The sequence below is a fragment of the Streptomyces sp. NPDC044044 genome (genome assembly GCF_056434405.1).
Genome location: NZ_JBWKFG010000008.1, coordinates 78457 through 105090, shown reverse-complemented (window position 1 = coordinate 105090; position 26634 = coordinate 78457). Strand labels below are relative to the sequence as shown.

The 26634-nt window shown below is 69.7% G+C and carries 18 protein-coding genes and 2 pseudogenes; 13 read left to right on the top strand and 7 right to left on the bottom strand.

The genetic code is table 11. The features are described from left to right. The first annotated feature begins 10 nt into the window (after window positions 1-10). From AC07AG_RS28570 to AC07AG_RS28560, 3 genes and pseudogenes are all read left to right on the top strand, one after another. Window positions 11-1394, top strand: a pseudogene (locus AC07AG_RS28570) (glycoside hydrolase family 6 protein). Between the two features lie 114 nt (window positions 1395-1508). Further along, window positions 1509-2528 (top strand): arabinan endo-1,5-alpha-L-arabinosidase, encoded by a 1020-nt coding sequence (locus tag AC07AG_RS28565; protein WP_478758948.1) that lies wholly within the window; start codon window positions 1509-1511, stop codon window positions 2526-2528. A gap of 112 nt (window positions 2529-2640) precedes the next feature. Continuing rightward, window positions 2641-3669 (top strand): pectate lyase family protein, encoded by a 1029-nt coding sequence (locus tag AC07AG_RS28560; RefSeq protein WP_478758946.1) that lies wholly within the window; start codon window positions 2641-2643, stop codon window positions 3667-3669. Between the two features lie 18 nt (window positions 3670-3687). Here AC07AG_RS28560 and arfA read toward each other — a convergent pair whose 3' ends face one another. The 4 genes from arfA to AC07AG_RS28540 are packed head-to-tail and all read right to left on the bottom strand — an operon-like array spanning window position 3688 to window position 8386. Further along, window positions 3688-5205 carry an arabinosylfuranosidase ArfA gene (gene arfA, locus AC07AG_RS28555; protein ID WP_478758945.1) on the bottom strand — a complete coding sequence of 506 codons (1518 nt, stop codon included), beginning with the start codon at window positions 5203-5205 and terminating at the stop codon, window positions 3688-3690. A 36-nt stretch (window positions 5206-5241) separates the two neighbouring features. Next, on the bottom strand, window positions 5242-6093 hold the full coding sequence (locus tag AC07AG_RS28550; protein WP_478758943.1) for a carbohydrate ABC transporter permease: 852 nt from the start codon (window positions 6091-6093) through the stop codon (window positions 5242-5244). Next, window positions 6090-7037 (bottom strand): carbohydrate ABC transporter permease, encoded by a 948-nt coding sequence (locus AC07AG_RS28545; protein ID WP_478758942.1) that lies wholly within the window; start codon window positions 7035-7037, stop codon window positions 6090-6092. Before AC07AG_RS28545 ends, AC07AG_RS28550 begins: the two co-directional genes overlap by 4 nt. Beyond that, window positions 7034-8386: an extracellular solute-binding protein gene (locus AC07AG_RS28540; RefSeq protein ID WP_478758940.1), complete on the bottom strand. Its 1353-nt coding sequence runs from the start codon at window positions 8384-8386 to the stop codon at window positions 7034-7036. The genes AC07AG_RS28545 and AC07AG_RS28540 overlap by 4 nt, the downstream gene beginning before the upstream one ends. A 264-nt stretch (window positions 8387-8650) precedes the next feature. Between AC07AG_RS28540 and AC07AG_RS28535 the strand changes: the two genes are divergently transcribed. The 5 genes and pseudogenes from AC07AG_RS28535 to AC07AG_RS28515 all read left to right on the top strand — a co-directional run bounded on the left by AC07AG_RS28535 (window position 8651) and on the right by AC07AG_RS28515 (window position 15872). Continuing rightward, entirely contained in the window at window positions 8651-11134 is a 2484-nt protein-coding gene (locus AC07AG_RS28535) for an alpha-L-arabinofuranosidase C-terminal domain-containing protein (protein ID WP_478758938.1), read from the top strand. A gap of 200 nt (window positions 11135-11334) precedes the next feature. Beyond that, window positions 11335-11472 (top strand): annotated as a pseudogene (locus tag AC07AG_RS28530) (right-handed parallel beta-helix repeat-containing protein); the annotation flags it as partial. A 96-nt stretch (window positions 11473-11568) separates the two neighbouring features. Then, window positions 11569-12066, top strand: coding sequence for a peptidylprolyl isomerase (locus tag AC07AG_RS28525; RefSeq protein WP_478758936.1), 498 nt, complete (start codon window positions 11569-11571; stop codon window positions 12064-12066). A 290-nt stretch (window positions 12067-12356) separates the two neighbouring features. Then, window positions 12357-14294, top strand: a complete 1938-nt coding sequence (locus AC07AG_RS28520) for a glycoside hydrolase family 127 protein (RefSeq protein WP_478758934.1) — start codon at window positions 12357-12359, stop codon at window positions 14292-14294. Window positions 14295-14675: 381 nt separating this feature from the next. After that, window positions 14676-15872, top strand: a complete 1197-nt coding sequence (locus AC07AG_RS28515) for a pyridoxal phosphate-dependent aminotransferase (RefSeq protein WP_344646356.1) — start codon at window positions 14676-14678, stop codon at window positions 15870-15872. Between the two features lie 61 nt (window positions 15873-15933). On the opposite strand, the gene AC07AG_RS28510 is transcribed toward AC07AG_RS28515, so the two are convergent. Then, window positions 15934-17511: a glycosyl hydrolase 53 family protein gene (locus AC07AG_RS28510; protein WP_478758932.1), complete on the bottom strand. Its 1578-nt coding sequence runs from the start codon at window positions 17509-17511 to the stop codon at window positions 15934-15936. A 154-nt stretch (window positions 17512-17665) separates the two neighbouring features. Continuing rightward, window positions 17666-19687, bottom strand: a complete 2022-nt coding sequence (locus tag AC07AG_RS28505) for a beta-galactosidase (protein ID WP_478758930.1) — start codon at window positions 19685-19687, stop codon at window positions 17666-17668. 201 nt (window positions 19688-19888) lie between these two features. Between AC07AG_RS28505 and AC07AG_RS28500 the strand changes: the two genes are divergently transcribed. The 5 genes from AC07AG_RS28500 to AC07AG_RS28480 all read left to right on the top strand — a co-directional run bounded on the left by AC07AG_RS28500 (window position 19889) and on the right by AC07AG_RS28480 (window position 25479). Continuing rightward, window positions 19889-21208, top strand: a complete 1320-nt coding sequence (locus AC07AG_RS28500) for an ABC transporter substrate-binding protein (protein WP_478758928.1) — start codon at window positions 19889-19891, stop codon at window positions 21206-21208. Beyond that, the gene (locus tag AC07AG_RS28495) at window positions 21205-22149 is read left to right on the top strand and encodes a carbohydrate ABC transporter permease (protein ID WP_478758926.1); all 945 of its coding nucleotides are present in this window, start codon (window positions 21205-21207) and stop codon (window positions 22147-22149) included. The genes AC07AG_RS28500 and AC07AG_RS28495 overlap by 4 nt, the downstream gene beginning before the upstream one ends. Further along, window positions 22146-23060, top strand: a complete 915-nt coding sequence (locus AC07AG_RS28490) for a carbohydrate ABC transporter permease (protein ID WP_478758924.1) — start codon at window positions 22146-22148, stop codon at window positions 23058-23060. The genes AC07AG_RS28495 and AC07AG_RS28490 overlap by 4 nt, the downstream gene beginning before the upstream one ends. Next, on the top strand, window positions 23057-24088 hold the full coding sequence (locus tag AC07AG_RS28485) for a LacI family DNA-binding transcriptional regulator (protein WP_478758922.1): 1032 nt from the start codon (window positions 23057-23059) through the stop codon (window positions 24086-24088). Before AC07AG_RS28490 ends, AC07AG_RS28485 begins: the two co-directional genes overlap by 4 nt. Before the next feature lie 98 nt (window positions 24089-24186). After that, window positions 24187-25479: an FAD-binding protein gene (locus AC07AG_RS28480; RefSeq protein WP_478758920.1), complete on the top strand. Its 1293-nt coding sequence runs from the start codon at window positions 24187-24189 to the stop codon at window positions 25477-25479. Between the two features lie 34 nt (window positions 25480-25513). Here AC07AG_RS28480 and AC07AG_RS28475 read toward each other — a convergent pair whose 3' ends face one another. After that, complete coding sequence (locus tag AC07AG_RS28475; RefSeq protein WP_478758918.1) at window positions 25514-26608, bottom strand: glycoside hydrolase family 43 protein; 1095 nt, start codon at window positions 26606-26608, stop codon at window positions 25514-25516. Between the last annotated feature and the right edge of the window lie 26 nt (window positions 26609-26634).

The following is a 26634-nucleotide window of genomic DNA, read 5'->3' as shown; positions in this document are numbered from 1 at the left end:
CACCCCCACCATGAGCCGCACGCACACCAGGCACCGCAGGTCCCGCACCCTCTTCCTCGCCGCACTCGCCACCGTCCTCGCCACGACCGGCGGCACCGCGCTCGCCGTGGGCGACAGCGCGGGCAGCACGTCCGCGTCCGCGGCAGCGGCGGCACGCGTCGACAACCCGTACGCGGGCGCCAAGCCTTACGTGAACCCGGAGTGGTCGGCGAAGGCCGCCGCCGAGCCGGGCGGCGACGCCGTCGCGGACCAGCCCACCGGCGTCTGGCTCGACCGGATCGCCGCGATCGAGGGCGCAGGGGACTCGATGGGCCTGCGCGACCATCTCGACGAGGCGCTCCAACAGGGCGCGGGCGTCATCCAGTTGGTCATCTACAACCTGCCGGGCCGGGACTGTGCCGCGCTCGCATCGAACGGCGAGCTCGGCCCCACCGAGATCGGCAAGTACCAGACCGACTACATCGACCCGATCGCCGCGATCCTCGCCGACGCCAAGTACGCGAACCTGCGCATCGTCACGACCGTCGAGATCGACTCGCTGCCCAACCTGGTCACCAACACCGGCGGGCGCCCCACCGCGACGCCCCAGTGTGACGTGATGAAGGCCAACGGCAACTACGTGAAGGGCGTCGGCTACGCCCTGCGCAAGCTCGGCGCCGTCCCGAACGTCTACAACTACGTGGACGCGGGCCACCACGGCTGGATCGGCTGGGACGACAACTTCGCCGCGTCCGCCCAGGTCATGCACCAGGCGGCGACCGCCGACGGCGGCAGCGTCGACAACGTGCACGGCTTCATCACCAACACGGCCAACTACAGCGCCCTGAAGGAGAACAACTTCAAGATCGGCGACACCGTCAACGGCCGGTCGGTCCGCGAGTCCACGTGGGTCGACTGGAACCGCTCCGTCGACGAGCTCTCCTTCGCCCAGTCGTTCCGGAGCCAGCTCGTCTCCACCGGCTTCAGATCCGACATCGGCATGCTGATCGACACCTCCCGCAACGGCTGGGGCGGCGCGGACCGGCCTGCGGGCCCCGGCCCCACCACGGACGTCAACACCTACGTGGAGGGCGGGCGCAACGACCGGCGCATCCACATAGGCAACCTGGTGCAACCAGTCGGGCGCGGGCCTCGGTGAACGGCCGACGACGGCCCCGGAGACGGGCATCGACGCCTACGTCTGGATCAAGCCGCCGGGTGAGTCCGACGGGTCGAGCAAGGAGATCCCGAACGACGAGGGCAAGGGCTTCGACCGCATGTGTGACCCGACGTACGAGGGCAATCCCCGCAACGGCTTCAACCCCTCCGGCGCGCTCCCGGACGCGCCGATCTCCGGCAAGTGGTTCTCGGCCCAGTTCCAGGAGCTCCTGAAGAACGCGTATCCGGCGCTGTAACAGGCGCTCGGGCGGCAACCTCGCGGGGGCGGGCGGCGACAACCACTTGTCGTACCGCCCCCGCGTAACTCCCTTGCGACCAGGTGGAGTTGCGCCTCACCGCTTGGAGCCGGAGTGAGCCGCACGTCCAGCCGCACGTCCAGCCGTACGCCGAGCCGCACCTCCACCGCCTTCCGGCGCAGAGCCCTCGTCGCGCTGCCCGCCGCCGCCCTGCTCGCCCTCATCCCGAGCAGCGCGACCGCCTACCCCAGCCCCGGCCAGGTCTCCGGCGACATCGTCGTGCACGACCCGACCCTCGCCCGCACCTCGGCGGGCAAGTACCTGCTCTACTCGACCGGCGACGGCCTGCAACTGCGCACCTCCACCGACCGGATCGCCTTCGGCCGCAGCGGCTCCGCCTTCCCCACCCGGCCGAGCTGGTGGAACACCTACAACTCCACCGGGGACGTCTGGGCGCCCGACATCTCGTACCACGGTGGCAAGTACCTCATGTACTACTCCGTCTCGTCGTTCGGCTCGAACAAGTCCGCCATCGGCCTCGCGGCCTCCACGACCGGTGAGCCCGGCTCCTGGACCGACCACGGCGCGGTGTACACCTCGACCACGTCCAGCGACTACAACGCCATCGACCCGAACCTCTTCGTCGACGACGACGGCAAGTGGTGGCTGTCGTTCGGCTCCTGGTGGACCGGGATCAAGATGATCAGGGTCGACCCCTCGACGGGCAAGCAGTACGCGGGCGACACCGCCAGGCGCTCGCTCGCCTCGCGGCCCACCGGCACCAAGGCCGTCGAGGCGCCCTACATCGTCAAGCGGAACGGCTACTACTACCTCTTCGCCTCGTACGACACGTGCTGTGCGGGCACCAGCTCCACGTACAAGATCAAGGTGGGCCGTTCCTCCAGTGTCACCGGGCCGTACGTCGACAAGAACGGCGTCGGCATGATGAACAACGGAGGCACGGCGGTCCAGGAGAGCCACGGCCGCTACATCGGCCCCGGCGGCCAGTCGGTCATGAAGGACTCCGACGGCGACCTGCTCGTCTACCACTACTACGACGGCCAGGACAACGGCACCCCGAAGCTCGGCGTCAACCTCCTGAACTGGAGCTCCGGGTGGCCCGTCGCCTACTGACCCTGCTCGCGGCCCTGAAACAGAGGCGGGCGGGCGGCAACGTCCGCCGCACCGGTGGAGACAGACAAGGGGGCGGGATCGACCCACCCACCGGATGACCGGAGGACAACTCATGCACGGAGCGCGCAGGACGAGCGCGAGGGCCGCACGGATCGGCGTGGCCGCGGTGGCCGGCGCCGCGATCGTCGGGGCGGTCGCCTGGAGCGGGAACGCCGCCGAGGCCTCCGGGTCCGGCGAGGGCACCGTCGCGACACCGAAGGCGGCACCGGCGGCGGTGGGCGTGCCGGTCGGCTTCGGTGCGGGCGCCACGGGTGGTGGCAGCGCCACCGCCACCACGGTGAAGTCGCTCGCAGCCTTCGAGGCCGCGGTCGACGGTGACAGCGCCAAGGTGGTGAAGGTCGACGGTCTGATCTCGCTGTCCGGTCAGGTCGACATCGGCTCCAACACCACGGTCCTTGGCGTCGGTTCGGCCTCCGGGTTCACCGGCGGCGGGCTTCGCATCAAGGAGGCCACCAACGTCGTCGTGCAGAACCTCAACATCAGCAAGCCGCTCGCACCGGCCGACGGCATCACGGTCCAGGAGTCCACGAAGGTGTGGATCGACCACAACTCCTTCTCCGCGGACCGCGAGCACGACAAGGACCACTACGACGGCCTGCTCGACATCACGCACGCATCCGACGACGTCACCGTCTCCTGGAACACCTTCAAGGACCACTTCAAGGGATCCCTCGTCGGGCACAGCGACCACAACGGCGACGAGGACACAGGACACCTGAAGGTGACCTACCACCACAACCACTTCAGCAACGTGTACTCGCGCATCCCGAGCCTGCGCTTCGGCACCGGGCACTTCTACGACAACTACGTCCAGGGCGCCGACACCGGGGCGCACTCCCGGATGGGCGCGCGAATGCTGGTCGAGAACAACGTCTTCCGTGACACGAAGGTCGCCATCACGACCAGCCGCAGCAGCGACGAGGACGGCTACGCGGTCGCGCGCGGCAACGACCTCGGGGGCGCCGCCACCGAGATCTCCCAGGAGGGCGACTTCACCAAGCCGCCGTACGCCTACACGGCCGAGCCCGCCTCGTCCGTCGTCGGCACGGTGACGGAAGGGGCGGGCGCGGGCAAGCTCTGAGTCCGTGTGAACAGGGGCTCAGCCCAGCCGGATCACGTTCCATGACAGCGGCTCCAGGACGGCGCTCAACGTGCCGTCCTGGAGTGCTGTCCCGGTGACGCCGTGCGGGGTGACGCGCTCGGGCTCCGCGAGGGTGTTGCGGGCGTCCGGGTCCGCGTCGGCGAGGGCGCTGTGCTCGACGACGGTCGTCAACTCAAGCCCGTGGAGCGCTACTTCGAGCGGCAGGGGTTCGCTCCGGCCGCGGTTGACGGCGAAGACGGTGACGGATCCGTCGGCGGCACGGACGGCCGTCGCATGCAGCAGGGGCACCTCGCCGAACTTCCGCGTCTCGTGCGCGGGCGATTCCACGCGTACGTCGAGGACCTGGCCTCGGCCGTGCCGCGAGGCCTGTGCGAAGGGGAAGAAGGTGGTCTGCCGCCAGGCGGGGCCGCCCGGCTCGGTCAGGATCGGCGCGATGACGTTGACCAGCTGGGCCAGGCACGCGACGGCCACCCGGTCGGCGTGCCGCAACAGGGCGATCAGGAGCGAGCCGACGACGACCGCGTCGGTGACGGTGTAGTTGTCCTCCAGGAGGCGCGGCGCCTCGGGCCAGTCGCGCAGGCTCTCCTCTGTCTCGGGGTGCGGCCGTGACTGGTACCAGACGTTCCACTCGTCGAAGGACAGGTTGATCTTCTTCGTGGACTTGAGGCGGGCGCCCACGTGGTCGCAGGTGGCGACGACGTTCTCGATGAAGGACTCCATGTCGACGGCGGAGGCCAGGAACGAGTCCCGGTCGCCGTCGGTCTCCTCGTAGTAGGCGTGCAGGGAGATGTGGTCGACGAGGTCATAGGTCTCCTGCAGGACCGTGGCCTCCCACTCGGCGAAGGTCGCCATGGACTGGCCGGAGCTGCCGCAGGCGACCAGCTCGACGTCCGGGTCGATCTGGCGCATGGCGCGTGCGGTCTCGGCGGCAAGGCGCCCGTACTCCTCGGCGGTCTTGTGGCCGGTCTGCCACGGCCCGTCCATCTCGTTGCCCAGGCACCACATGCGGATGCCGAAGGGGTTCTTGTCGCCGTGCGCGGCGCGCAGCTCGGACAGGGCGGTGCCGGAGGGGTGGTTGGCGTACTCCTGGAGTTCAAGGGCCTCTTCGACGCCGCGCGTACCGAGGTTCACGGCCATCATCGGCTCGGCCTGCGGGCCGATCTTGCGCAGGAAGGCGATGTACTCGGAGAGCCCGAACCGGTTGGTCTCCGTGGAGTGCCAGGCCAGGTCGAGGCGGCGCGGCCGCTCGTCGACGGGCCCGACGGAGTCCTCCCACTTGTACCCCGAGACGAAGTTCCCGCCGGGGTAGCGCACGGCCGTCACGCCGAGTTCGCGGATGAGGTCGAGCACGTCGGTGCGCAGCCCCGCCTCGTCGGCCGTGGGGTGACCCGGTTCGTGGATGCCGGTGTAGACGCAGCGGCCGAGGTGCTCGACGAAGGAGCCGAAGAGCCGGGGGTCGACCGCGCCGACGGCGAAGGCGGGGTCGAGGGTGAAACGGGCGGTGCGGGGGGCCATGCGGAGCCTTTCGACAGAGCTGCTGTGCGGGGAGACTTACTGACCTGCCAGGCCCGTGTGGGCCACGCCGCTGACGATCTGGCGCTGGAAGAACACGAAGACGACGACCAGGGGCAGGCCCGCCATGAGGCCGCCCGCCATCAGCTGCGCCCACTGGATCCCGTAGGAGTTCATGACGGTCGCGATGCCGTTCGGCATGGTCATCAGGTCGGGGTTGTTGGTCACCATGTAGGGCCACAGGAAGTTGTTCCACGACGCGATGAACGTGAAGATCCCGACGGCCGAGAGCGAGGGGCGGGACAGCGGCAGGACGATGGTGAAGAAGACCCGCCAGCGTCCGGCGCCGTCGATGTACGCGGCCTCCTCCAGCTCGTGCGGGATCGACTGGAAGAACTTGTAGAGGATGTAGACCATCGCGGCCGGGGCGCACTGCGGCAGGATCATGCCCCAGTAGGTGTCGACCATCCCCATGGACTGGACGGTCGTGAAGAGCGGCACGCCGAGCACGGCGGGCGACACCATCAGGCCCGCCATCACGAGGCCGAGGAGTGCGTTCTTGCCGCGGAACTCGGTGCGCGCGAAGCCGTAGCCGGCGAGCGCGCTGACGAGTACGACGATGAAGGTGACGCAGACCGAGACGATGACCGAGTTCACGAACCAGTTGGTGATGTTGCCGCTCTCGAAGAGCGCCTTCCACGCCTGGCCCGTCCACTCCTGGGGCACCCAGTGGGTGGGCACCTCGACGGCCTCGGTCTCCGACTTCAGGGACGTGAACAGGGCCCACAGCAGCGGCGTCATCCACAGCGCGGAGACGGCGACGCCGAGCGCGGTGAGCACGATCTGGCTCGGGGTCCACTTGCTCTTCCTCGGCACTGCAGCGGTGGTCATCGCACGCCCTCCTCACGCTTGCGAAGGAGCCACATCCGGCCGAGGGCGACGGCCGCGATGAGCACGAAGAAGATGATGGAGATCGCGGAGGCGTAGCCCACGCGGTAGGCGGTGAAGCCCTCTTCGAGCGTGTACTGCACGAAGGTCCGGGTGCTCTCCTCGGGCCCCGGGCCGAAGTCCTGCATCACCACGGCCTGGTCGAAGACCTGGAGCGAGGCGAGGATCTGCAGCGTGATCACGAGGCCGGTGATGTTGCGCAGCATCGGCAGGGTGATGTGCACCATCCGCTGCCAGGCGCCCGCGCCGTCGAGCTCGGCGGCCTCGTACAGATGCCGCGGGATGTTCTGCAGGGCCGCGAGGAAGAGCAGGAAGCTGAAGCCGACGGTCCACCACAGGGTGGTGATCACGACGGCGAGCAGGGCGGTGGACTTCTGGGTCAGCCAGGGCGTGTCGAGGCCGAAGACATGGTTGATCATTCCGGTGCCCGGGTTGAACAGCCACTGCCACAGGTTGCCCGCGACCGTGGACGGCAGCAGGAAGGGGGCGAAGAAGCACAGCCGCCACAGCCACTTGGCGCGCTCGATGTGGTGGGCGAGCATCGCGAGCAGGAACGCGAGGACGACGATGCAGGGCACCACGAGCAGCGTGAAGTACGCGCTGTGGCCGAGGGAGTCCCACAGGAGCGGGCTGTCGAGGGCCTCGCGGTAGTTGTCGAGGCCCACGAAGCGTTCGCCCGTGCCGGAGATGTTGGCGTCGGTGAAGCTCAGCCACAGGCCGCGGCCGATCGGGAACAGCACGAAGAGGGCGAACAGGGTCAGGAACGGGGCGACGAACCAGCCGCCGTGCTGCAGGCGGCGGGTCAGCCGGTCCCGGAGCGAATCGGTGCCGGCCGCCGGCAGGCCCCGTACGGCGGCCGGTGCGACCGCGGTGTCGACGGCGCTCACGCGGCGGACCCTCCCTCGGTCGCGGACCGGCCTTCCATCGGGTTCTTCATGGCGACCAGCTTTTCCAGTACGTCCTTCATCCGGCGGGCCGTGGCATCGGGCTCGGCGGAGCCGACGTTGGAGGATGCGATGACGGGGCCGATGCGCTGGGCGAGGAGTCCGGTGGATCCCGCGAACCAGGCGGGCGGCTCGACCGCCATGTGGTCCATCGCCGATACGTACTCGGACTGCGGCTCCAGTGACACGTACTTCTTGTCGTCAAGCGTCGGCAGGTAGGCGGGGATGTGGCCGCCGCGCGCCCAGGCCGTGGCGTTCTTGACGACGTACGCGGCCAGTTGGTGCGCTCCCTCGTTCGTGGCGCCGCCGCGCTGCGACTGGTGCGGCAGGACGAAGCAGTGCGACTCGGTGTGCGTTGCGGGTTCGCCGAAGACGGGCGGCAGCGGGGTCGCGCCGTAGTCGAGCTTCGCGCCGCTGAAGACGGGCACCGACCAGTTGCCCTCCCAGGTGAACGCGGAGCCGTTGACGAAGGACTCGCCGTCGGCGATGCCGATCGCGGTGGAGTAGCCGTCGGTCAGGTGCTGCCGCAGGAACTCCAGGACCTGGGTGGCCTTGTCGGTGTCTAGGGTGACCTCCCGGCCGTCGGCGCTGAGGCAGGTGCCGCCGAGCTGGGTGTAGAAGGAGAGGAAGAACCACCAGGAGAAGTTGGGTTCGTCGGCCTTGATGCCGATGGTGTGGACGGCTCCCTCGACGGCCTTCTTGGCGGCCTTGAGCGCCTTGAACCAGTCCTCCGGGGACGTCACCTGCGCCAGGTCGCCGTCCGCGCCGAGCAGTCCGGCCTTCTCGCACACGTCCCTGCGGTAGAAGCAGAGCTGGGCGTGGATGTCGAGGGGAAGGCCGTAGAGCTTGCCGTCGACCACGGCGCGCTTCCACAGGACGGGGTTGAAATCCGCCTCGCGCACCCCGTACTCGGCGAGCAGCCGCACATCCCAGGGGTCGAGCAGCTGTCCGGGAGCGAAGCCGGGGATCCGGCCCAGGTGCATGACGGCGAGGTCGGGGGCGCGGTTCCCGGAGGCCGCCATGGCGAGCTTGGTGTAGTACGGATTGCCCCACTGGAGGGTCGAGTCCTTGACGTCGACCCGGGGGTTCGCGGCGCGGAAGGCGTCGAGCATCGCGATCATGTTGGCGCCGTCGCCGCCGGAGAACAGATTCCAGTAGCGGACCCGTACGTCCGCGTCCGACGCCAGCGCGGAGGCGCTGCGGTTGGCGGCGGCGAGTCCGAAGCTGCCCGCGACGGCGAGCGCTCCGATGCCGCCGAGCACACCTCGTCGGCTCGGGAGGGGTGGTGACATTGCGGCTCACTTCTGTTCGATATTTCGAATGCTGCTCGCAACTTCGAACGGGACCGTAAGGTCGAACGCCGGACACGTCAACGGTTCGGACAGAGCCGGAGCCGAAGTCCCAGGAATTTCACGGAAGTTGTTCGACATCACGAACCCCGGCAGACACCTCGGCCACTTCCTGCGCAATGCGTTGACGCACCGCTCCCCGCTACCTAAGTTGCCGTTCGACCTACTGATCAGCGTTCGACATACCGCACACAGACTGGGGTACGCATGGCACGCAGACGCTGGAGACTCGGGCTCACCCTCGGAGCCCTGCTCGCCGGAACGCTCGCCGCGGGACCCACCGCCGCGGCCGAACCCACCGACTACACCCTCTCCGTCGACCCGACCCGCACCGGCGCGCAGATCGACGACTCGATGTACGGCGTCTTCTACGAGGACATCAACCGCGCGGCGGACGGCGGCCTCTACGCCGAGCTCGTCCAGAACCGCTCCTTCGAGTACACCACCGCCGACAACGCCTCCTACAAGCCGCTGACCTCGTGGGACACGTCCGGCTCAGCCCAGGTCCTGAACGACGACGGCCGTCTCAACGCCCGCAACCGCAACTACCTCTCCCTGGCGAGCGGTTCGTCCGTCACCAACTCCGGATACAACACCGGCATCGCGGTCACCGCAGGCAAGCGGTACGACTTCTCGGTCTGGGCCCGCACCGGCGGGGCGGGGAGCGCGCCGCTGACGCTCACCCTGCGCGACTCCTCCGGCGACCTCGCACCGGCCCGCCGCGTCACCGCGCGCGGCGGCTGGGCGAAGTACAAGGCCTCGTTCACGGCGGGCCGCACCTCCACCACCGGCAGGCTCACGGTGGCCTCCGGCGCCCCCGCCGCCCTCGACGAGATCTCCCTCTTCCCCCGCGACACCTACAAGGGCCGCGCGAACGGCCTGCGCAAGGACCTCGCCGAGAAGATCGCCGACCTGAACCCCGGCTTCCTCCGCTTCCCCGGCGGCTGCCTGGTCAACACCGGCTCCCACGACGCGTACGACGAGCAGTCCGGCTGGCAGCGCAAGCGCTCCTACCAGTGGAAGGACACCATCGGGCCGGTCGAGCAGCGCGCCACGAACGCCAACTTCTGGGGCTACAACCAGAGTTACGGCCTGGGATACTACGAGTACTTCCAGTTCGCCGAGGACACCGGCGCCATGCCGCTGCCGGTGGTGCCCGCCCTGGTCACCGGCTGCGGCCAGAACAAGGCCACCGACGACCCCGCCCTGCTGAAGCGGCACATCCAGGACACCCTTGACCTCATCGAGTTCGCCAACGGCCCGGCGACGAGCGAGTGGGGCAAGAAGCGCGCGGCGATGGGCCACCCGAAGCCCTTCCGCCTCACCCACCTGGAAGTCGGCAACGAGGAGAACCTCCCCGATGAGTTCTTCGCCCGCTTCAAGGAGTTCCGCGCGGCCATCGAGGCGAAGTACCCGGACATCACCGTCATCTCCAACTCCGGTCCCGATGACAGCGGTTCGACCTTCGACAAGGCCTGGCAGCTGAGCCGCGACGCGGACGTCGCCATGGTCGACGAGCACTACTACAACAGCCCGCAGTGGTTCCTGGAGAACAACGACCGCTACGACTCCTACGACCGCAAGGGCCCCAAGGTCTTCCTCGGCGAGTACGCCTCGCAGGGCAATAAGTTCTCCAACGCCCTGTCGGAGGCGGCCTTCATGACCGGCCTTGAACGCAATGCCGATGTCGTCAAGCTCGCCTCGTACGCCCCGCTGCTCGCCAACGAGGACTACGTGCAGTGGAAGCCGAACATGATCTGGTACGACAACGACCAGTCATGGGGCTCGGCCAACTACGAGACGCAGAAGCTCTTCATGCGCAACGTCGGCGACGAGGTCGTGCCCTCCACGGCCTCCGGCACGCCCGCCACGTCCGGTCCCATCACCGGCGCCGTCGGCCTGTCCACCTGGGCCACCAGCGCCGCGTACGACGACGTGTCGGTCACAGCAGAGGACGGCAGGACGCTCCTGACCGACGACTTCTCGGCCGGTGACGGCCAGTGGAGCAAGGCGGTGGACAAGGGCACCTGGGCCGTCCGGGACGGCGCCTACGTCCAGTCCGACGAGGCCGCGGAGAACACCTTGGTCACGGCGGGCGACAAGGGCTGGCAGAACTACGACCTGAACGTGAAGGCCACCAAGAAGGCCGGCAAGGAAGGCTTCATGGTCGCCTTCGGGGTCAAGGACACCGGCAACCACTACTGGTGGAACCTGGGCGGCTGGAACAACACCCGGTCGGCCGTCGAGAAGACCGTCGACGGCGCGAAGCAGACCATGGTCCAGGACACCACGACCATCGAGACGGGCCGCAGCTACGACCTGCGCGTGAAGGTGCGCGGCCGCCAGGTGACGCTCTTCCTCGACGGCAAGAAGTGGGGCTCCTTCACGGACGACAAGCCCGCCGAGCCGTTCCGCCAGGTCGTCACCCGCGACAAGGCCACCGGTGACCTCATCGTCAAGGTCGTCAACGCTCAGGGCACGGATGCGCGCACCAAGGTGGGCCTGGGCTCCGGCACGAAGGTGGCGCGGAACGCGAAGGTGACCACGCTCGCCGCCGACCCGGCCGTCGAGAACACGAAGGACGCGACGCCGGTCAAGCCGGTGACCTCGACGTTCAAGGGCGTCTCCGACACCTTCTCGTACACCTTCCCGGCGAACTCGATCACGTTCATGAGGATCAGGACGCACTGACCGCGCCAGGAGGCCGACGAACCAGGAGGCCCGCTGAAGAAGATCCTTTCGCGCGGCAACCTTTCCGGCGCGCGGCGGGGACAAGGGGGTGCCCCCTGAGGGCACCCCCAGAGCCCCGAGGAAGGGAACGACCGCTGTGAGCAGCAGCACCGGACGCCACCGCAGGACCCGCACGATCACCATCGCCGCCGCCGTCGCGGGACAGCGGCGTGGCGACCCCGGCCTTCCGCTCCACCGACGCCACCACGGTGTACGGCGCCCGAGGGGCGAGCGGGGCGCTGCCCGCGACGACGTTCCTGACGACGGGCAGCACCGCCATCGGCGCGACCATGGACTGATTGCCGACCGCATCATCGCTGGTCAACAGGGTGACAGGGATCTCATCGGGGGGTTCGGTTGGCGGCTGGGCGAAGGGCAGTGACAGGATGAGGCCCATGACCACCAAGGCTTATTTCGACATCACCATCGACGGCCAGCCCGAGGGCCGCATCACGTTCAACCTTTTCGACGACGTCGTGCCGAAGACCGCGGAGAACTTCCGCGCGCTCGCCACCGGCGAGAAGGGCTTCGGTTACGCGGGTTCGAAGTTCCACCGCGTCATCCCGGACTTCATGCTCCAGGGCGGCGACTTCACCGCCGGCAACGGCACGGGCGGCAAGAGCATCTACGGCACCAAGTTCCCCGACGAGAACTTCAAGCTCAAGCACACCAAGCCGGGTCTCCTGTCGATGGCCAACGCCGGCCCCGACTCGAACGGCTCGCAGTTCTTCATCACCACGATCGTCACGAGCTGGCTCGACGGCAAGCACGTCGTGTTCGGTGAGGTCGCGGACGAGGAGAGCATGGCCCTCGTCAAGAAGATCGAGAGCTTCGGCTCGCAGTCGGGCGCCACCAAGGCCGAGATCGCCATCTCCGCCTCCGGCGTCCTCTAGATCCGGCCAGTACCTGGCACGAGCCCCCGCCTCATCAGGCGGGGGCTCAGCCATGTCCGGATCGCATCAGGCGGGGCTCACCTCGGTCCGACCGCTTCCGTCCGGACCTGGCCTCGGCCTCGGCCACATCCAAGACCACGGGCTGATGGACGGCCGCCGTGGTGCGGAGAGCACGGATGCGGTCGACCTCTCCCCCGCGCCGGGCGGCCCACGGTAGCGTCTGCGGCAGTAGTTGATTGCCGAACATTGTTCCAGGTATCGAACGACCACGGCACAGAGGAATGGCGCCCATGCCCGATCTCACGCCCCCGCCCTCACCCCTGGGACCGATACGCCTCCGGGCGACCGCGCACACCGCCCTGCGCCCGGCGGTCGCCGCGCGGATCACGGGCGGCTTCTGGGCCGCACGGCGACACACCAATGCCTCGGTGAGCATCCCGCAGGGGCCCGAGCGCCTCGACCGGGCGGGCAATCTCGCCAACCTCCGTGCGGCGGCGCAGGGTTCGGGGTCCTTCGTCGGGGACTTTCCGTTCCAGGACTCCGATGTCCACAAGTGGCTCGAGGCCGCTTCCTGGCAGCTGGCCGACGGGCAGCCGCCCGACGATCCCGCCCAAGGCCGACTCGCCGCGGACGTGGAACGGCTCGTGTCCCTCGTCGCCGCCGCCCAGGACGCCGACGGCTACCTCCAGACGTACTACCAGGTCGCCCACCCCGAACGGCGCTGGAGCGAGCTCGACTGGGGCCACGAGCTGTACTGCGCGGGGCATCTGATCCAGGCGGGCGTCGCACACCACCGGGCCACGGGCCGCCGCGAACTCCTGGACGTGGCCCTCAGGTTCGCGACGCACATCGACTCCGTCTTCGGGGCCGACCAGAAGATCGACGGGATCTGCGGGCACCCGGAGATCGAGACCGCGCTGGTGGAGCTGTACCGCGAGACCGGCGCGCGGCGCTTCCTCGACCTCGCCCGCCGCTTCACCGACCGGCGCGGCCACGGACTGCTCGCGGCAGGCAGGGGCAGCGGCAGCGGCAGCGGCCACGATCCGGGTCCCTCGTACTGGCAGGACCACCTCCCCGTACGTGAGGCGCCGACCGTCACCGGGCACGCCGTGCGCCAGCTCTACCTCCTGGCAGGGGTCACCGACCTGGCCATGGAGACCGGTGACGCGACGCTGCGCGAGGCCCTGGAACGGCTGTGGCACGCCATGGCTGCCACGAAGACCTACCTCGCCGGCGGAGTCGGCTCGCGCCACGAGGGCGAGGCGTTCGGCGACCCCTTCGAGCTGCCGCCCGACCGGGCGTACGCGGAGACGTGCGCGGCCATCGCCTCCGTGCAGTGGTCGTGGCGGATGGCGCTGCTCACCGGCGAGACCCGCTACTCCGACCTCGTCGAGCGCACCCTCTACAACGGCTTCCTGTCCGGTGTCGCCCTCCACGGCGACCGCTGGCTGTACGTCAACCCGCTCCAGGTGCGTGACGGCCACGAATCCCGGACCGGTGACCAGGCGGCCCGCCGCACGCCCTGGTTCCGCTGCGCCTGCTGCCCGCCGAACGTGATGCGCCTGCTGGCCTCGCTCCCCCACTACGTGGCGAGCGGCGACGCGAAGGGTCTGCAGCTGCATCAGTACGCCACGGGTTCGTACGCGACGGACGCGGCCGGGGGCGGGGATGAGGGCGGGGGCGGGGCGGTCACGGTGGAGACGGACTACCCCTGGAAGGGCCGCGTCACGGTCACCGTCGACGCCGCGCCCGCGGACCGCGAATGGACGCTCTCGCTGCGTATCCCCTCCTGGTGCGCCGAGTTCACGGTGGCCGCACCGGACCGGCAGGACCGCACCGAGGCGGATGGGGGCTGGCTGCGGATACGCCGCCGCTGGCGCCCCGGCGAGCGCGTCGTCCTGGACCTCGCCCTGGACGTACGGCTCACGGAGCCGGATCCACGGGTGGACGCGGTCCGCGGCTGCGTGGCCGTGGAGCGCGGGCCTCTCGTGTACTGCCTGGAGAGCGTCGACCAGGAGCCGGACCTGGGGCTCGACGAGGTGACGCTGACACCGACCGCTCGCACCGTCGCCGAGCACCGTCCGGACCTCCTGGGCGGCGTCACGGTCGTCACCACCACCGGCCACCGCCGCTCGGGGCGGGCAGAGGCCCGCCTAACGGCGGTTCCGTACTACGCGTGGGCGAACCGGCAGGACGGTGCCATGAGGGTCTGGATTCCGGCGAGTTGATGCGTGAGCCCCCGGGCCAGGTCCGCCCCCGAGTGGTGCCCGACGGCAAGCAGGGGCGCGAGATCCAGTGGCTCGCCCCCCCTGCCCAACCCCCGGATCACATAGGCCACTTAGAGTCGCACCTCGGCGCCTCGCACAGCGGCCGCCAGGGCGATGAGACGCCCTCGGTCCGGTCTTCGCGTATCTCTCGATGAAGCTGACCTTCCCGGTGAAGGAGACGACGGAGATGGCGGACGCGACGGCCACGACGGACACGACCACTGCGACGACTGCGACGGCGTCTCTCCCCATCAATCACCCCTCACACCCCACTGGTTGAGCATGCTCACGCCCGCGTACGTATGTACGGGAGACACCACCTTCACCATCCGGAGTTCTCCCATGGCAGACGCGGGCAACGTCACCGCCCTCTTCCGCGCGTCGACCGCGCACAGCCCCTCGTACTCCGCGCTGAACAGGGCGGCGGCGGACGGCGGACGGCCGCTCGTCGACTTCTGTATCCCGTGCAATCCGTACTTCCCGACGACCGAGATGTACGAGGAGCTCGGCGGGCGGCTGCGGGACATCCTCACCTACTACCCGAGCGGCGCCGACACCATCGCGGCCGAGCTCAGTGCCGTGCTCGGGCTCAATCCGCAGACCGTCGTGATGGGCAACGGCTCGACCGAACTCATCACCTGGATCGACCACTTGCTGGTGCGCGACGCGCTCGCCGTGCCCGTGCCGACCTTCGGGCGGTGGACCGACCAGTCGATGGAGACCGGCAAGCGGGTGGACATGTACCTGCTTCCGGAAGCCGACGGCTTCGTGCTCGATCCGGCGGCCTACGTCGACTTCGTGCGCGCCCGCGGCTCCCGCACCGCGGTCATCTGCAACCCCAACAACCCGGACGGAGGTCTGCTTCCGCGCCGCTCCGTGCTCGCGCTGCTCGACGCGCTGCAGGATCTCGACCTGGTCGTCGTCGACGAGTCGTTCCTCGAGTTCGCCGACGCGGGACCGGAGTCGAGCGTCGCCGACGAGGCGGTGCTCCGCCCCAATGTCATCGTGCTGCGCAGCCTCGGCAAGAACTTCGGGCTGCACGGCGTGCGCTTCGGCTATCTCGTCGCCAATCCGGGCCTTGCAGGACGCGTGCGGGCCGCGCTGCCGAAGTGGAACCTCAACTCCTTCGCGGAGACCGTGGTGTTCATGCTGAAACAGCACCGCCACGCCTACGACCTGAGCCTGCGTCAGGTGCGCCGCGACCGCCAGGAGATGATCTGGCACCTCGGCCGGCTTCCCGGACTCACCAGCTATCCCTCGCAGGGCAACTTCGTGTACGTACGGCTGCCGGACGGGGTCGACGGAGCGGTCCTGCGGGACCGGCTGCTCGCGGAGCACGGCATCCTGGTCCGCGAGTGCGGCAACAAGATCGGCAGCTCCAGCCGCTTCCTGCGCCTGGTCGTGCGTCCGCCGGTCGACGTGGAGCACCTGGTGATCGGTCTCGAAAAGGTGCTGTACGCGACCGGGGACGCCGGACTCCTGCCGGTCCCCTACGGCTCGGGGAACCCCGCGGTGGACCGCCTGGTGATGCGGGCCTGAGCCGGGCGGGCCCAAGCCATGCGGGCCTGAGCCATGCGGGTCCGAGCCGGGCGGGCCCGCGTCACCTGTGCGCGAAGGCGCTCATCGCCTCCGTCGGGACGCCGTCGTAGTCGAAGAGCGCCTGGTTCTCCCAGGCGTTGCCCGTCGAGGGGTCCGTCGGGTCCCAGCCGTTGCCTTCGACGGCGGTCCAGGTGGCGTCCCACCAGAAGACGCCGAGGCCACGGCCGGACGGGACCGCCTCGACGACGCTCTGGATGTCACGGAACCAAGCCGCCTGGCCAGCCTCGGTCGCGGGATAGCCGCCGACGAGTTCCCCGGCCTTGTCGATCACGTTCTCCCAGTCGTCGTCGCTGTCCAGGCGGAAGGGGTAGGCGGTCTCGGCGACATAGAGCGGCTTGGCGTAGCGCGCCACGAGGTCGTCCATGTTGGCCTGGAGGTCGGAGAGGGCGCCGTGCCAGTAGCCGTAGAAGGACAGGCCGATGACGTCGAAGGGCACGTTGCGCGAGACCGCGTTGTCGAACCACGTGCGGTACAGGGCGTTGTCGCCGCCGTTGGCGAGGTGGAGGGCGACGAGCGTGCTCGACGAGACGGCCTTCGCGGCGGTGGCTCCCGCCGTCAGAAGTCCGGCCAACTGGGCCCAGTTGGAGGTCGCTCCCGTCGGCCACAGCATTCCTCCGTTCAGCTCGTTGCCGATCTGCACCATGTCGGCCGTCGTGCCCTGCGCCTTGAGGGCGCTGAGGACGTCGTAGGTGTGGTCGTGGACGTCGGTCTTCAGCTGGGCGTAGGAGTGACCCGCCCAGGCCGAAGGGATGGTCTGGGCGCCGGGGTCGGTCCAGGTGTCGGAGTAGTGGAAGTCGACGAGGAGCTTCATGCCCCGCGCCTTGACGCGCTTGGCGACGGCGAGGACCCGGGCCTTGTCGCAGTAACCGTCGGCCGGGTCGACCCATACGCGCAGGCGGGCGTAGTTCATCCCGGCGGACTTGAGCACGGCGAGCGCGTCGGCCGTGGCGCCCGATCCGGTGCGGTAGACGCCGCCGAAGTCCTCGCTCTTCTTGAGTGAGGAGATGTCAGCGCCCTTGATGGGCAGGCTGGTTGAGCCGGGTGTGAGTGTGATGTCGTCGAAGTTGGCCCAGTTGCCCGCGTTCGCGTCGGAGTACAGGCGGACGGTGCACGCGTTGCCGGTCACGGCGACGGAGGTGACGAGGCGGATCCAGGTGCCGTTCGGGGTGGGCGGCAGGTCGGTGCGCTGTTCGGCGGAGCCGCTCTTGAGGGCCAGGTAGGCGGAGTTCTGGCCGCCGCTGGAACGGACCCAGGCGGTGAGCGTGTACGTCCCGTCGGCGAGGCCGGTGAGGTACTGGTACGTCTCGACCTTGTACGCCGATGCCGACCAGTGCGCCAGGCGCAGGCTGCCGGTGCGTCCGCCCGCCTCGGTGAAGGAGGCGCCGGTGGTGCCGTAGGTGCTCCAGCCGGTGGTGCCGCTCTCGAATCCCCCGTTGGTGAGGGTGGACGCGGCGCTCGCGGACCGGGCGGGCAGGGCCATGACGGCGGCGCCTCCGAGGGCGGCCGCAAGGACGGCTCTGCGGGTGGCGCGCGATCCGCGTTCACCGGTCGAACTGGGTGGTGTTCCGTTTCCGTGCATCGTCGATGTCCCTTCGACTTCGCGGTACTTGGGGTGGGGGGATGGGGGTGGTGGCGCCGCGCGGGATGATCTCCGCGCTCGGAGGTCTCCGCGCGACGCCACCGGGGCCGGGTGGGGTCCCCCACGGACCCGCCCGGCGTCTTGAGGGGGCGGGTCAGCCGTCGAGGCGGACGACCCGTACGGCGCCCGCGGGCACCGCGAGGCGGCCCGCGGCGCGCTCGCCGGTGAGGAGTTCGGTGCCGTGGGCGTCTAGCGGCACCTTGGCTTCGGACGCGGTGTGGTTGATCGCGAAGACGTAGGTGCCGGTGTCGCCCCGCCGGGTCACCACCTCGACGTCACGCGGGAGTTCGGGCCGCTCGGTGACACCCGCGTCGGCGCAGGCGCCGGCGATCAGGGCGTCGAGGTCGCGGGCGCCCAGGCGCGTGGAGACGTACCAGGCGGTGCCTTCGCCGATTCGGTGCCGGGTGACGGCGGGGTGCCCCGCGGCCAGGCCGTCCGCGTACGTCCACACGGTCTCCGCGCCGCGCGGCACGACGAACTCCGTCCACACGTCGCCGGTGAGTTCGGTGCCGTCGGGTCCCGTGATGCGCACCGACCGGCCGTCGAGCAGCGGTGAGAACTCCTCGACGGTCAGGCCGAGCACGTCGCGCAGGGCGCCGGGGCAGGGGCCGGGGTGCACGGCGTCGTGCTCGTCGACGATGCCGGAGAAGTAGGAGACGAGGAGGGTGCCGCCCCGCGCCGCGTACTCCTTGAGGTTGAGCGCGGCGGCCTCCGTGGCCAGATACAGGGCGGGCACGACCACCAGGGGATACGTCGACAGGTCGGCCTCGGGATGGGCGAAGTCGACGGTGAGGTGGCGGTCGTACAGGGCCTCGTAGAACGTGTCGGCGCGCTCGCGTGCGTCGTGGTCCTCGCTGGGCCTCCACTGCAGGGACTGCGCCCACCAGGAGTGCCAGTCCCACAGCATCGCCACGTCGGCGACGGTCCGCGTGCTCTTCAGGGACGCCAAATCACCTACTGCCGCGCCCAGTTCGACGACCTCGCGCCAGACCCGGGAGTCCGTTCCCGCGTGCGGCAGCATCGCCGAGTGGAACTTCTCCGCGCCGCGCCTCGACTGTCGCCACTGGAAGAAGAGGGCACCCTCGGAGCCGCGCGCGACGTGGGCCAGGGAGTTGCGAGCCATCTGCCCCGGCGCCTTCGCGGGGTTGCGGGGCTGCCAGTTGACGCCGGACGTGGAGTGTTCCAGGAGCAGCCAGGGGGCGCCGCCCGCGACGGAGCGGGTGAGGTCGGCGGCCATGGCGAGGTTGACGTGGGTGCGGCGGCCGTCGGTGATCAGGTAGTGGTCGTTGGTGACGAGGTCGACCTCGCGGCCCCAGGCCCAGTAGTCCAGGGAGTCGCACTGGCTCAGCGCGGTCATGAAGTTGGTGGTGACGGGGGTGCCGGGAGCGAGGCGGTGCAGGATGTCGCGTTCGCGCACGAAGTTCTCGCGCAGGGTGGCGTCGGCGAACCTGCGGTAGTCGAGGGCCTGGGCCGGGTTGCCGACCGTGGGCGTGACGCGCGGCGGCTCGATCTCCTCGAAGGAGCCGTAGCGCTGCCCCCAGAAGGCCGTGCCCCACGCCTCGTTGACCGCAGCCACGCTCCCGTACGCCGTCCGGAGCCAGACCCGGAAGTGCGTGGCGCAGGAGTCGCAGTAGCAGGCGGAGACCGGCACCCCGTACTCGTTGTGGACGTGCCACATCGCGAGCGCCGGGTGCCCGGCGTACCGGCGGGCGAGTTGCTCGGTGATGGCGGCGGACGCCTCGCGGTAGGCGGTGTTGCTGTGGCAGATGGCGCCGCGTGAGCCGAACTCGTAGCGGACACCTTCGGCGGTGACGGGCAGGGCGTCGGGGTGCGCGCGGTAGAACCAGGCGGGCGGCGCGACCGTCGGGGTCCCGAGGTCGGCGCGGATGCCGTGCTCGTGCAGGAGGTCCATGACCCGGTCGAGCCAGCCGAAGTCGTGGGCGCCGGGGGACGGTTCGAGCAGGGCCCAGGAGAAGATCCCGACGCTCACCATCGTGACGCCGGCCTCGCGCATCAGCGCCATGTCCTCGCGCCAGACGGATTCCGGCCACTGCTCGGGGTTGTAGTCCCCACCGAAGGCGAGCCCGGTCAGGCCCGTGGGGGTGGTCTCCGGCATGGATCTCTCCCGAGTCATCGATCAGTTGGGTCCATCAATTGGGAACGTGCACACACACTTTCACGGTTCCGAGTTCAACATAACCGCACAGCAACAACCATTGACAAGTGTCCTGGATGTTTCTCTACTGTGAACGCTCACAGATGCGTGGCAGGCCGCTCGACACAGCGGGCACAGCCACCCGGTAAGGGGAGACCATCCATGCCGTTCACGAAGCACCGCCGCTTCTACGCCACTTCGCTCGCCCTCGCCCTCAGCGCCGCCGCCCTCACCTCGTGCGGCTCCTCGGACGACGGGAGCAAGGGTGATGCGGGCCCCGCCTCCCTGACGTACTGGGCCTGGACGCCCGGCATGGACAAGGTCGTCGACCTGTGGAACAAGGGCCCCGGCAAGAAGGAACAGATCGACGTCACGGTCAAGAAGCAGGCCTCCGGCGACACTCTGGTCACCAAGATCCTCACCGCTCACAAGGCCAAGAAGGCCCCCGACCTGGTCCAGGCCGAGTACCAGGCGCTGCCGACCCTGGTCAGCAACGACGCGCTCGCCGACATATCCGGTGAAGTGGGCGCGGTGAAGAGCGAGTTCCCCGAGGGCGTCTGGCAGCAGACGACACTGGGCTCGGACGCGGTGTACGCGGTGCCGCAGGACTCGGGGCCGATGATGTTCTACTACCGCGCCGACCTCTTCAAGAAGTACGACCTCAAGGTCCCCGCCACGTGGGACGAGTTCGCCGAGACGGCCCGAGCCCTGAAGAAGAAGGCGCCGGACAAGGACCTCACCACGTTCTCCGCGAACGACTCCGGTCTCTTCGCGGGCCTCGCCCAGCAGGCAGGCGCCAAGTGGTGGACCACCAAGGGCGAGAAGTGGAAGGTCGGCATCGACGACGGCGCCACGCGCAAGGTCGCCGACTTCTGGGGCGGTCTCGTCAAGGAGGGCGCCGTCGACAACCAGCCGATGTACACGCCCGCCTGGAACAAGGCCCTGAACACCGGCAAGCAGATCGCCTGGGTGAGCGCCGTGTGGGCGCCCGGCACCCTCACCACCGCCGCACCCGACACCAAGGGCAAGTGGGCCATGGCGCCGCTGCCGCAGTGGACCAAGGGCGAGAACACCACGGGGAGTTGGGGCGGCTCGTCGACCGCCGTCACCACCGACAGCGGCAACAAGACCGCCGCCGCCAAGTTCGCGGCCTGGCTGAACACCGACCCGAAGGCACTCGACGCGCTCGCGAAGGAAGGCGGCATCTATCCCGCCGCCACCGCCGCCCAGACCAGCGGCGCGTTCACCGAGCCGCCTGCCTTCTTCGCCGGCCAGCGGGACTTCTACCCGCAGGCCGCGAAGATCGCGAAGACGGCGGCTCCCGGCGCCTGGGGCCCGAACGTGAACGTCGCGTACACCTCGTTCAAGGACGCCTTCGGCTCGGCCGCCAAGAACAAGTCCGACTTCGGCGGCGCCCTGAACACCATGCAGGACACGACCGTCGCCGACCTGAAGAAGCAGGGCTTCGGAGTCGCGCCGTGACCTCCGCACGCCCCCGCCGCAGGACGTCGTTCGGGGACAAGTACGGGGTCAGGAGCGCCCCGTACGCCTTCCTGCTCCCCGCCACCCTGCTCTTCGCGCTCTTCTTCGCGCTGCCCATCGGCTACGCGCTCTGGCTCAGTCTCCACAAGGTCGAGGTGAAGGGCCTCGGCCTCGGCAAGGACGCCCGGCGCGAGGTGTGGGCCGGGATCGGCAACTACACCGACGCGCTCACCGACTCCGAGCTCCTGCACGGCGCGCTGCGCGTGCTCGGGTACGGCGCCGTCGTCATCCCGGTGATGCTCGGCCTGGCCCTGCTCTTCGCGCTGCTCCTGGACACCGAACGGGTGCGCCTCACCCCCTTCACGCGCCTGGCGATCTTCCTGCCGTACGCCGTGCCCGGGGTCATCGCCGCGCTCCTGTGGGGGTTCCTCTACCTCCAGGACGTCAGCCCCTTCTTCTACGTCCTCGACAAGCTGGGCCTGCCCCAGCCGGATCTGCTCGACGGCGGCCCCCTCTATCTCGCGCTCTCGAACATCGCGGTCTGGGGCGGCACCGGCTTCAACATGATCGTCATCTACACCTCGCTGCGGGCCATCCCGGCCGAGGTCCACGAGGCCGCGAAGCTGGACGGCTGCTCGCAGCTGCAGATCGCGCTGCGGATCAAGATCCCGATGGTGGCGCCCTCGCTCGTGCTCACCTTCTTCTTCTCGATCATCGCGACGCTCCAGGTGTTCAGCGAGCCCACCACCCTCAAACCGCTCACCAACTCCGTTTCCACCACCTGGAGTCCGCTGATGAAGGTGTACCAGGACGCCTTCGGCAAGGGTGACATCAACTCCGCCGCCGCCACCGCCGTGATCATCGCCGTCGCCACGCTCGTCCTGTCCTTCGGGTTCCTGCGCGCCGCGAACTCCCGTACGAAGAAGGAGGCGACCCGATGAGTTCGCCGAGCTCGCTCGCCGTCCGCAGGACGCGGCCCGCCACGGGCACCACCCCCGGCACCGCACAGGGCCCGCCCGCGCCCCGCCGGATCGCCGTGCTTCCGACCGCCGTCCTCGCGCTCGGCGCCCTGTACTGTCTGCTGCCCGTGCTCTGGGTGGTGATCGCCTCCACCAAGTCGGGCCGCGAGCTGTTCTCCACGTTCACGTTCTGGCCCGGGAGCGGCTTCGCCGACAACCTCACGGACCTGTCGGCCTACCGCGACGGCATCTACTGGCGGTGGACGGGCAACTCCGCGCTCTACGCGGGCCTGGGCGCGCTCCTGTCCACGGCCGTCTCCGCGGTCAGCGGCTACGCGCTCGCGATCTACCGCTTCCGCGGCCGCGAAACCGTCTTCAACATCCTCATGGCGGGCGTCCTGATGCCGCCGGTGATCCTGGCCGTGCCGCAGTACCTCCTGCTCGCGAAGGCCGACCTCACCGATTCCTACGCCTCGGTCCTGTTGCCGCTGATCCTCTCCCCCTACGGCGTGTACCTCGCCCGGATCTACGCCGCTTCGGCCGTGCCCGGCGATGTCGTGGAGGCCGGGCGCATGGACGGCGCGAGCGAGTGGCGGATCTTCACGCGGATCGCGCTGCCGATGATGGTGCCAGGCCTGGTGACGGTGTTCCTCTTCCAGTTCGTGGCGGTGTGGAACAACTTCCTGCTCCCCTACATCATGCTCAGCGACGACGAGAAGTTCCCCATCACGCTGGGTCTGTTCACGCTCCTGGAACAGGGCTCCAACACCCCCGCGCTGTACACCCTGGTGATCACCGGGGCCCTTCTGGCCGTCGTACCGCTCATCGCCCTCTTCCTGGTCATCCAGCGCTTCTGGAGCCTCGACCTGCTGTCCGGAGCCGTAAAGTCGTGACCATGAACGCAACGGGGGGCAGGCGCAGGCCGCCGACGATCCACGACGTGGCCCGCGAGGCCGGCGTCTCGCGCGGCACGGTGTCCCGCGTCCTCAACGGCGGGCACTACGTCAGCCCCACCGCGCAGGAGGCCGTGAACGCGGCCATCCGCAAGACCGGTTACGTCGTCAACCGGCACGCCCGCTCACTGATCACCGGGCGCTCCGACTCGGTGGGCTTCCTGCTCACCGAACCGCAGGAGCGCTTCTTCGAGGACCCGAACTTCAACGTCCTGCTGCGGGGCTGCACGCAGGCGCTCGCCGCGCACGACATCCCGCTGCTCCTGATGCTGGCCGGAACCCCGGACGAGCGGCGCCGCATCATGCGCTACATCACCGCGGGCCACGTCGACGGGGTGCTCCTGGTCTCCAGCCACTCCGGCGACCCCGTCGCGGACGAGCTGCGGGAGGCCGGGGTCCCGCTCGTGGCGTGCGGGAAGCCGATCGGGCAGGCCTCCAAGGTGAGCTATGTCGCCGCGGACGACCGGGACGGCGCGCGCGACATGGTGCGCCACCTCCTCTCCCTCGGGCGGCGCCGCATCGGCACGGTGACCGGGCCCCTTGACACCCCCGGCGGTGTGGACCGGCTCGCGGGCTACCGGGAGATCCTCACCGAGCAGGGCATCACGGTCGACGAGCGGCTCATCGCGTCCGGCGACTACAGCCGGGCGGGCGGTGAGGCCGCCGCGACCCGGCTCCTTGCCCAGGCGCCCGATCTGGACGCCGTGTTCGTCGCGTCCGACCTCATGGCGCAGGGCGTCCTCACCGCTCTGGACCGCGCGGACCGCCGCGTCCCGCAGGACATCGCGGTCGGCGGCTTCGACGACTCGCCCGCCGCCCTGACCGCACGCCCGGAGCTGACGACGGTCCGCCAGCCCTGGGACCGCATCAGCGCCGAGATGGTGCGGGTGCTGCTGGCCCAGATGGGCGGCGAGGACCCGGCCGCGGTGATCCTGCCGACGGAGCTCGTGATCCGCGGCTCTGCCTGACCTGCAAGGTCGGCCCGACGTACAAGGTCGGCCTGACGTACAAGGACGAGGCCGCGGGGCGGGCTTCTCCCCCGCGGCCGTGAGGGAGGGACCCGAACATGACTGACGCCTTGGCCACCGGCCGGGACGGTGCCGTGACCAACTGGGCAGGGAACATCACCTTCTCGGCCCGTGAGCTGCACCGGCCCGCGTCGCAGACCGCCCTGCGGACCCTCGTCGCGGGCAGCCGCCAGGTGCGGGTGCTCGGCAGCGGCCACTCGTTCAACCGGATCGCCGATGTGGACGGAGACGGGGCGGACACCGTCCTGCTCTCGCTCGCCGCCCTTGAGCCGTCCGTCGACGTGGACACCACGGCGCGCACCGTGCGCGTGTCAGGCGGCGTGCGGTACGCCGAACTCGCCCGGCACGTCGCCTCGCACGGGCTCGCCCTGCCGAACATGGCCTCCCTGCCGCACATTTCGGTGGCCGGTTCGGTCGCCACCGGTACGCACGGCTCGGGCAACGGCAACCCGTCGCTCGCACAGGCCGTACGCGCGGTGGAGCTGGTGACCGCCGACGGGGAGACGCGCGTACTGAGCCGGGGCGACGACGGTTTCGACGGGGCGGTGGTCTCGCTCGGTGCGCTCGGCGTGGTCCTCGCCCTCACCCTCGACCTGGAGCCGGACTTCTCGGTGAGCCAGCACGTGTTCGGCGAACTCCCGCTCGCGGGGCTCGACTTCGAGGCGGTGTCGGCGGCGGCGTACAGCGTGAGTCTGTTCACGGACTGGCGCGGGCCGCGCTTCAACCAGGTGTGGCTCAAGCGGCGCGGCGATGGCGCCGTCGACTTCCCCTGGGCTGCTCCCGTGAGCGAGCCGCGGCATCCCGTACCGGGCATGCCCGCCGTCAACTGCACCGAACAGCTCGGTGTGCCGGGGCCGTGGCACGAGCGACTCCCGCATTTCCGGGCTGAGTTCACGCCGAGCAGCGGGGCCGAGCTCCAGTCGGAGTATCTGCTGCCGCGCGAGCACGCCATCGCCGCGCTGCACGCCCTGGATGGCCTCAGGGACGAGGTGGCGCCGGTCCTCCAGGTCTGCGAGGTGCGCACGGTCGCCGCCGACACTCAGTGGCTCAGCCCCGCACACGGCCGGGACACCGTGGCGTTCCACTTCACCTGGGTGCCGGACGCGGCGGCCGTGCTCCCGGTGGTCACGCTCGTCGAGGAGCACCTGGCGCCGTTCGCGCCCCGGCCGCACTGGGGCAAGGTGTTCGGCACCGAACCGGCCTCACTGGGCGCCCGCTATCCGCACGCAGCCGATTTCGCCGCTCTGGCCGCACACCTGGACCCGCAGGGGAAGTTCCGCAACGCCTTCGTGCACTCGTTCCTGCGCCCCCTCCTCCACCCCGCTCGATGACCGAGGCGCTCGCCCGCGGTGACCGGCACGCCCCTCACGCCCCGGCGGCATCGGCGACGGGGATGCCGAAGTCCGGTGTGCCGTCCGCCTTCCAGCCGAGCCTCTGGATGCGGGTGTGGCGGTTGGGGTCGTGCAGGGGGTCGCCGACGATGTCCTTGTACTGGCGGGCGTGGTAGACGAGGACGTCGGTGCGGCCGTCCTCGGCGACGGTGAAGCAGTTGTGGCCCGGACCGTACTGCTTGGTCGTGTCGTTGCTGGTGAAGACGGGGGTCGGCGACTTGGACCAGGAGGCGGGGTCCATGAGGTCGCTGCGGGTGTCGGCGGTGAGCAGCCCGATGCAGTAGTTGAAGTCGGTCGCGGACGCCGAGTACGAGAGGAAGACGCGGCCGTTGCGCTGGATGACGGAGGGCCCTTCGTTCACCTTGAAGCCGACGCACTCCCAGTCGTATTCGGGTGTGGTCAGGCGTATCTGAGGCCCTGTCAGGGACCAGGGGTTCGCCATGCGCGACAGGAAGACGCCGGTGTTGTTGTCCATGCCGGGCTCGTACTGCGCCCAGGCCAGGTAGCGGCTGCCGCGGTGGGTGAAGGTGGTGGCGTCGAGCGAGAAGGTGTCCCAGGCGGTGGTGAGCTGCCCCTTCTCGGTCCAACTCCCCTTGAGAGGATTGGCGTTGGTGTTCTCCAGGACCCAGATACGGATCTTCCACACGTCGTCGGCGGGGGCCGCGGCGAAGTAGATGTACCACTTGCCGTTGATGTGGTGGAGTTCCGGCGCCCAGATGTGCGAGGCCATGTCGCCGCTCGTGTGCCGCCGCCAGATGACGGACTCGTCCGCCCGCGTCAGGCCCCGCAGGGTGCGGGAGCGGCGCAGGATGATGCGGTCGTACTCGGGCGAGGTCGCCGTGAAGTAGTAGTGGCCGTCGGTGTGGCGGCGGATGTGCGGGTCGGCGCGCTGCTCGACGAGCGGGTTGCGGTAGGCGGCGGCCGCCCGGGACGCGGCGTGGGCGGGTGCCTGGGCGAGGACCGGCGCGGCGGCGACGGCGGCGCCCGCGGCGAGCGTTCCTCTCAACAGGGTCCTGCGGCTGGGCACTTCGGTCACCTTGGGTACTTCGGGTACTTCGCTGTGGCTCATGCGGCTCCCTGGTGGGCGGGGTGGGA

Bases quoted from the DNA above. Each gene is read 5' to 3' on its own strand.
- AC07AG_RS28525 (WP_478758936.1), top strand. From the start codon at position 11,569: ATGACCACCAAGGCTTATTTCGACATCACCATCGACGGCCAGCCCGAG.
- AC07AG_RS28510 (WP_478758932.1), bottom strand. From the start codon at position 17,511: ATGCACGGAAACGGAACACCACCCAGTTCGACCGGTGAACGCGGATCG.
- arfA (WP_478758945.1), bottom strand. From the start codon at position 5,205: ATGGCCCCCCGCACCGCCCGTTTCACCCTCGACCCCGCCTTCGCCGTC.
- AC07AG_RS28500 (WP_478758928.1), top strand. From the start codon at position 19,889: ATGCCGTTCACGAAGCACCGCCGCTTCTACGCCACTTCGCTCGCCCTC.
- AC07AG_RS28540 (WP_478758940.1), bottom strand. From the start codon at position 8,386: ATGTCACCACCCCTCCCGAGCCGACGAGGTGTGCTCGGCGGCATCGGA.
- AC07AG_RS28475 (WP_478758918.1), bottom strand. From the start codon at position 26,608: ATGAGCCACAGCGAAGTACCCGAAGTACCCAAGGTGACCGAAGTGCCC.
- AC07AG_RS28560 (WP_478758946.1), top strand. From the start codon at position 2,641: ATGCACGGAGCGCGCAGGACGAGCGCGAGGGCCGCACGGATCGGCGTG.
- AC07AG_RS28550 (WP_478758943.1), bottom strand. From the start codon at position 6,093: ATGACCACCGCTGCAGTGCCGAGGAAGAGCAAGTGGACCCCGAGCCAG.
- AC07AG_RS28535 (WP_478758938.1), top strand. From the start codon at position 8,651: ATGGCACGCAGACGCTGGAGACTCGGGCTCACCCTCGGAGCCCTGCTC.
- AC07AG_RS28515 (WP_344646356.1), top strand. From the start codon at position 14,676: ATGGCAGACGCGGGCAACGTCACCGCCCTCTTCCGCGCGTCGACCGCG.
- AC07AG_RS28505 (WP_478758930.1), bottom strand. From the start codon at position 19,687: ATGCCGGAGACCACCCCCACGGGCCTGACCGGGCTCGCCTTCGGTGGG.
- AC07AG_RS28490 (WP_478758924.1), top strand. From the start codon at position 22,146: ATGAGTTCGCCGAGCTCGCTCGCCGTCCGCAGGACGCGGCCCGCCACG.
- AC07AG_RS28480 (WP_478758920.1), top strand. From the start codon at position 24,187: ATGACTGACGCCTTGGCCACCGGCCGGGACGGTGCCGTGACCAACTGG.
- AC07AG_RS28520 (WP_478758934.1), top strand. From the start codon at position 12,357: ATGCCCGATCTCACGCCCCCGCCCTCACCCCTGGGACCGATACGCCTC.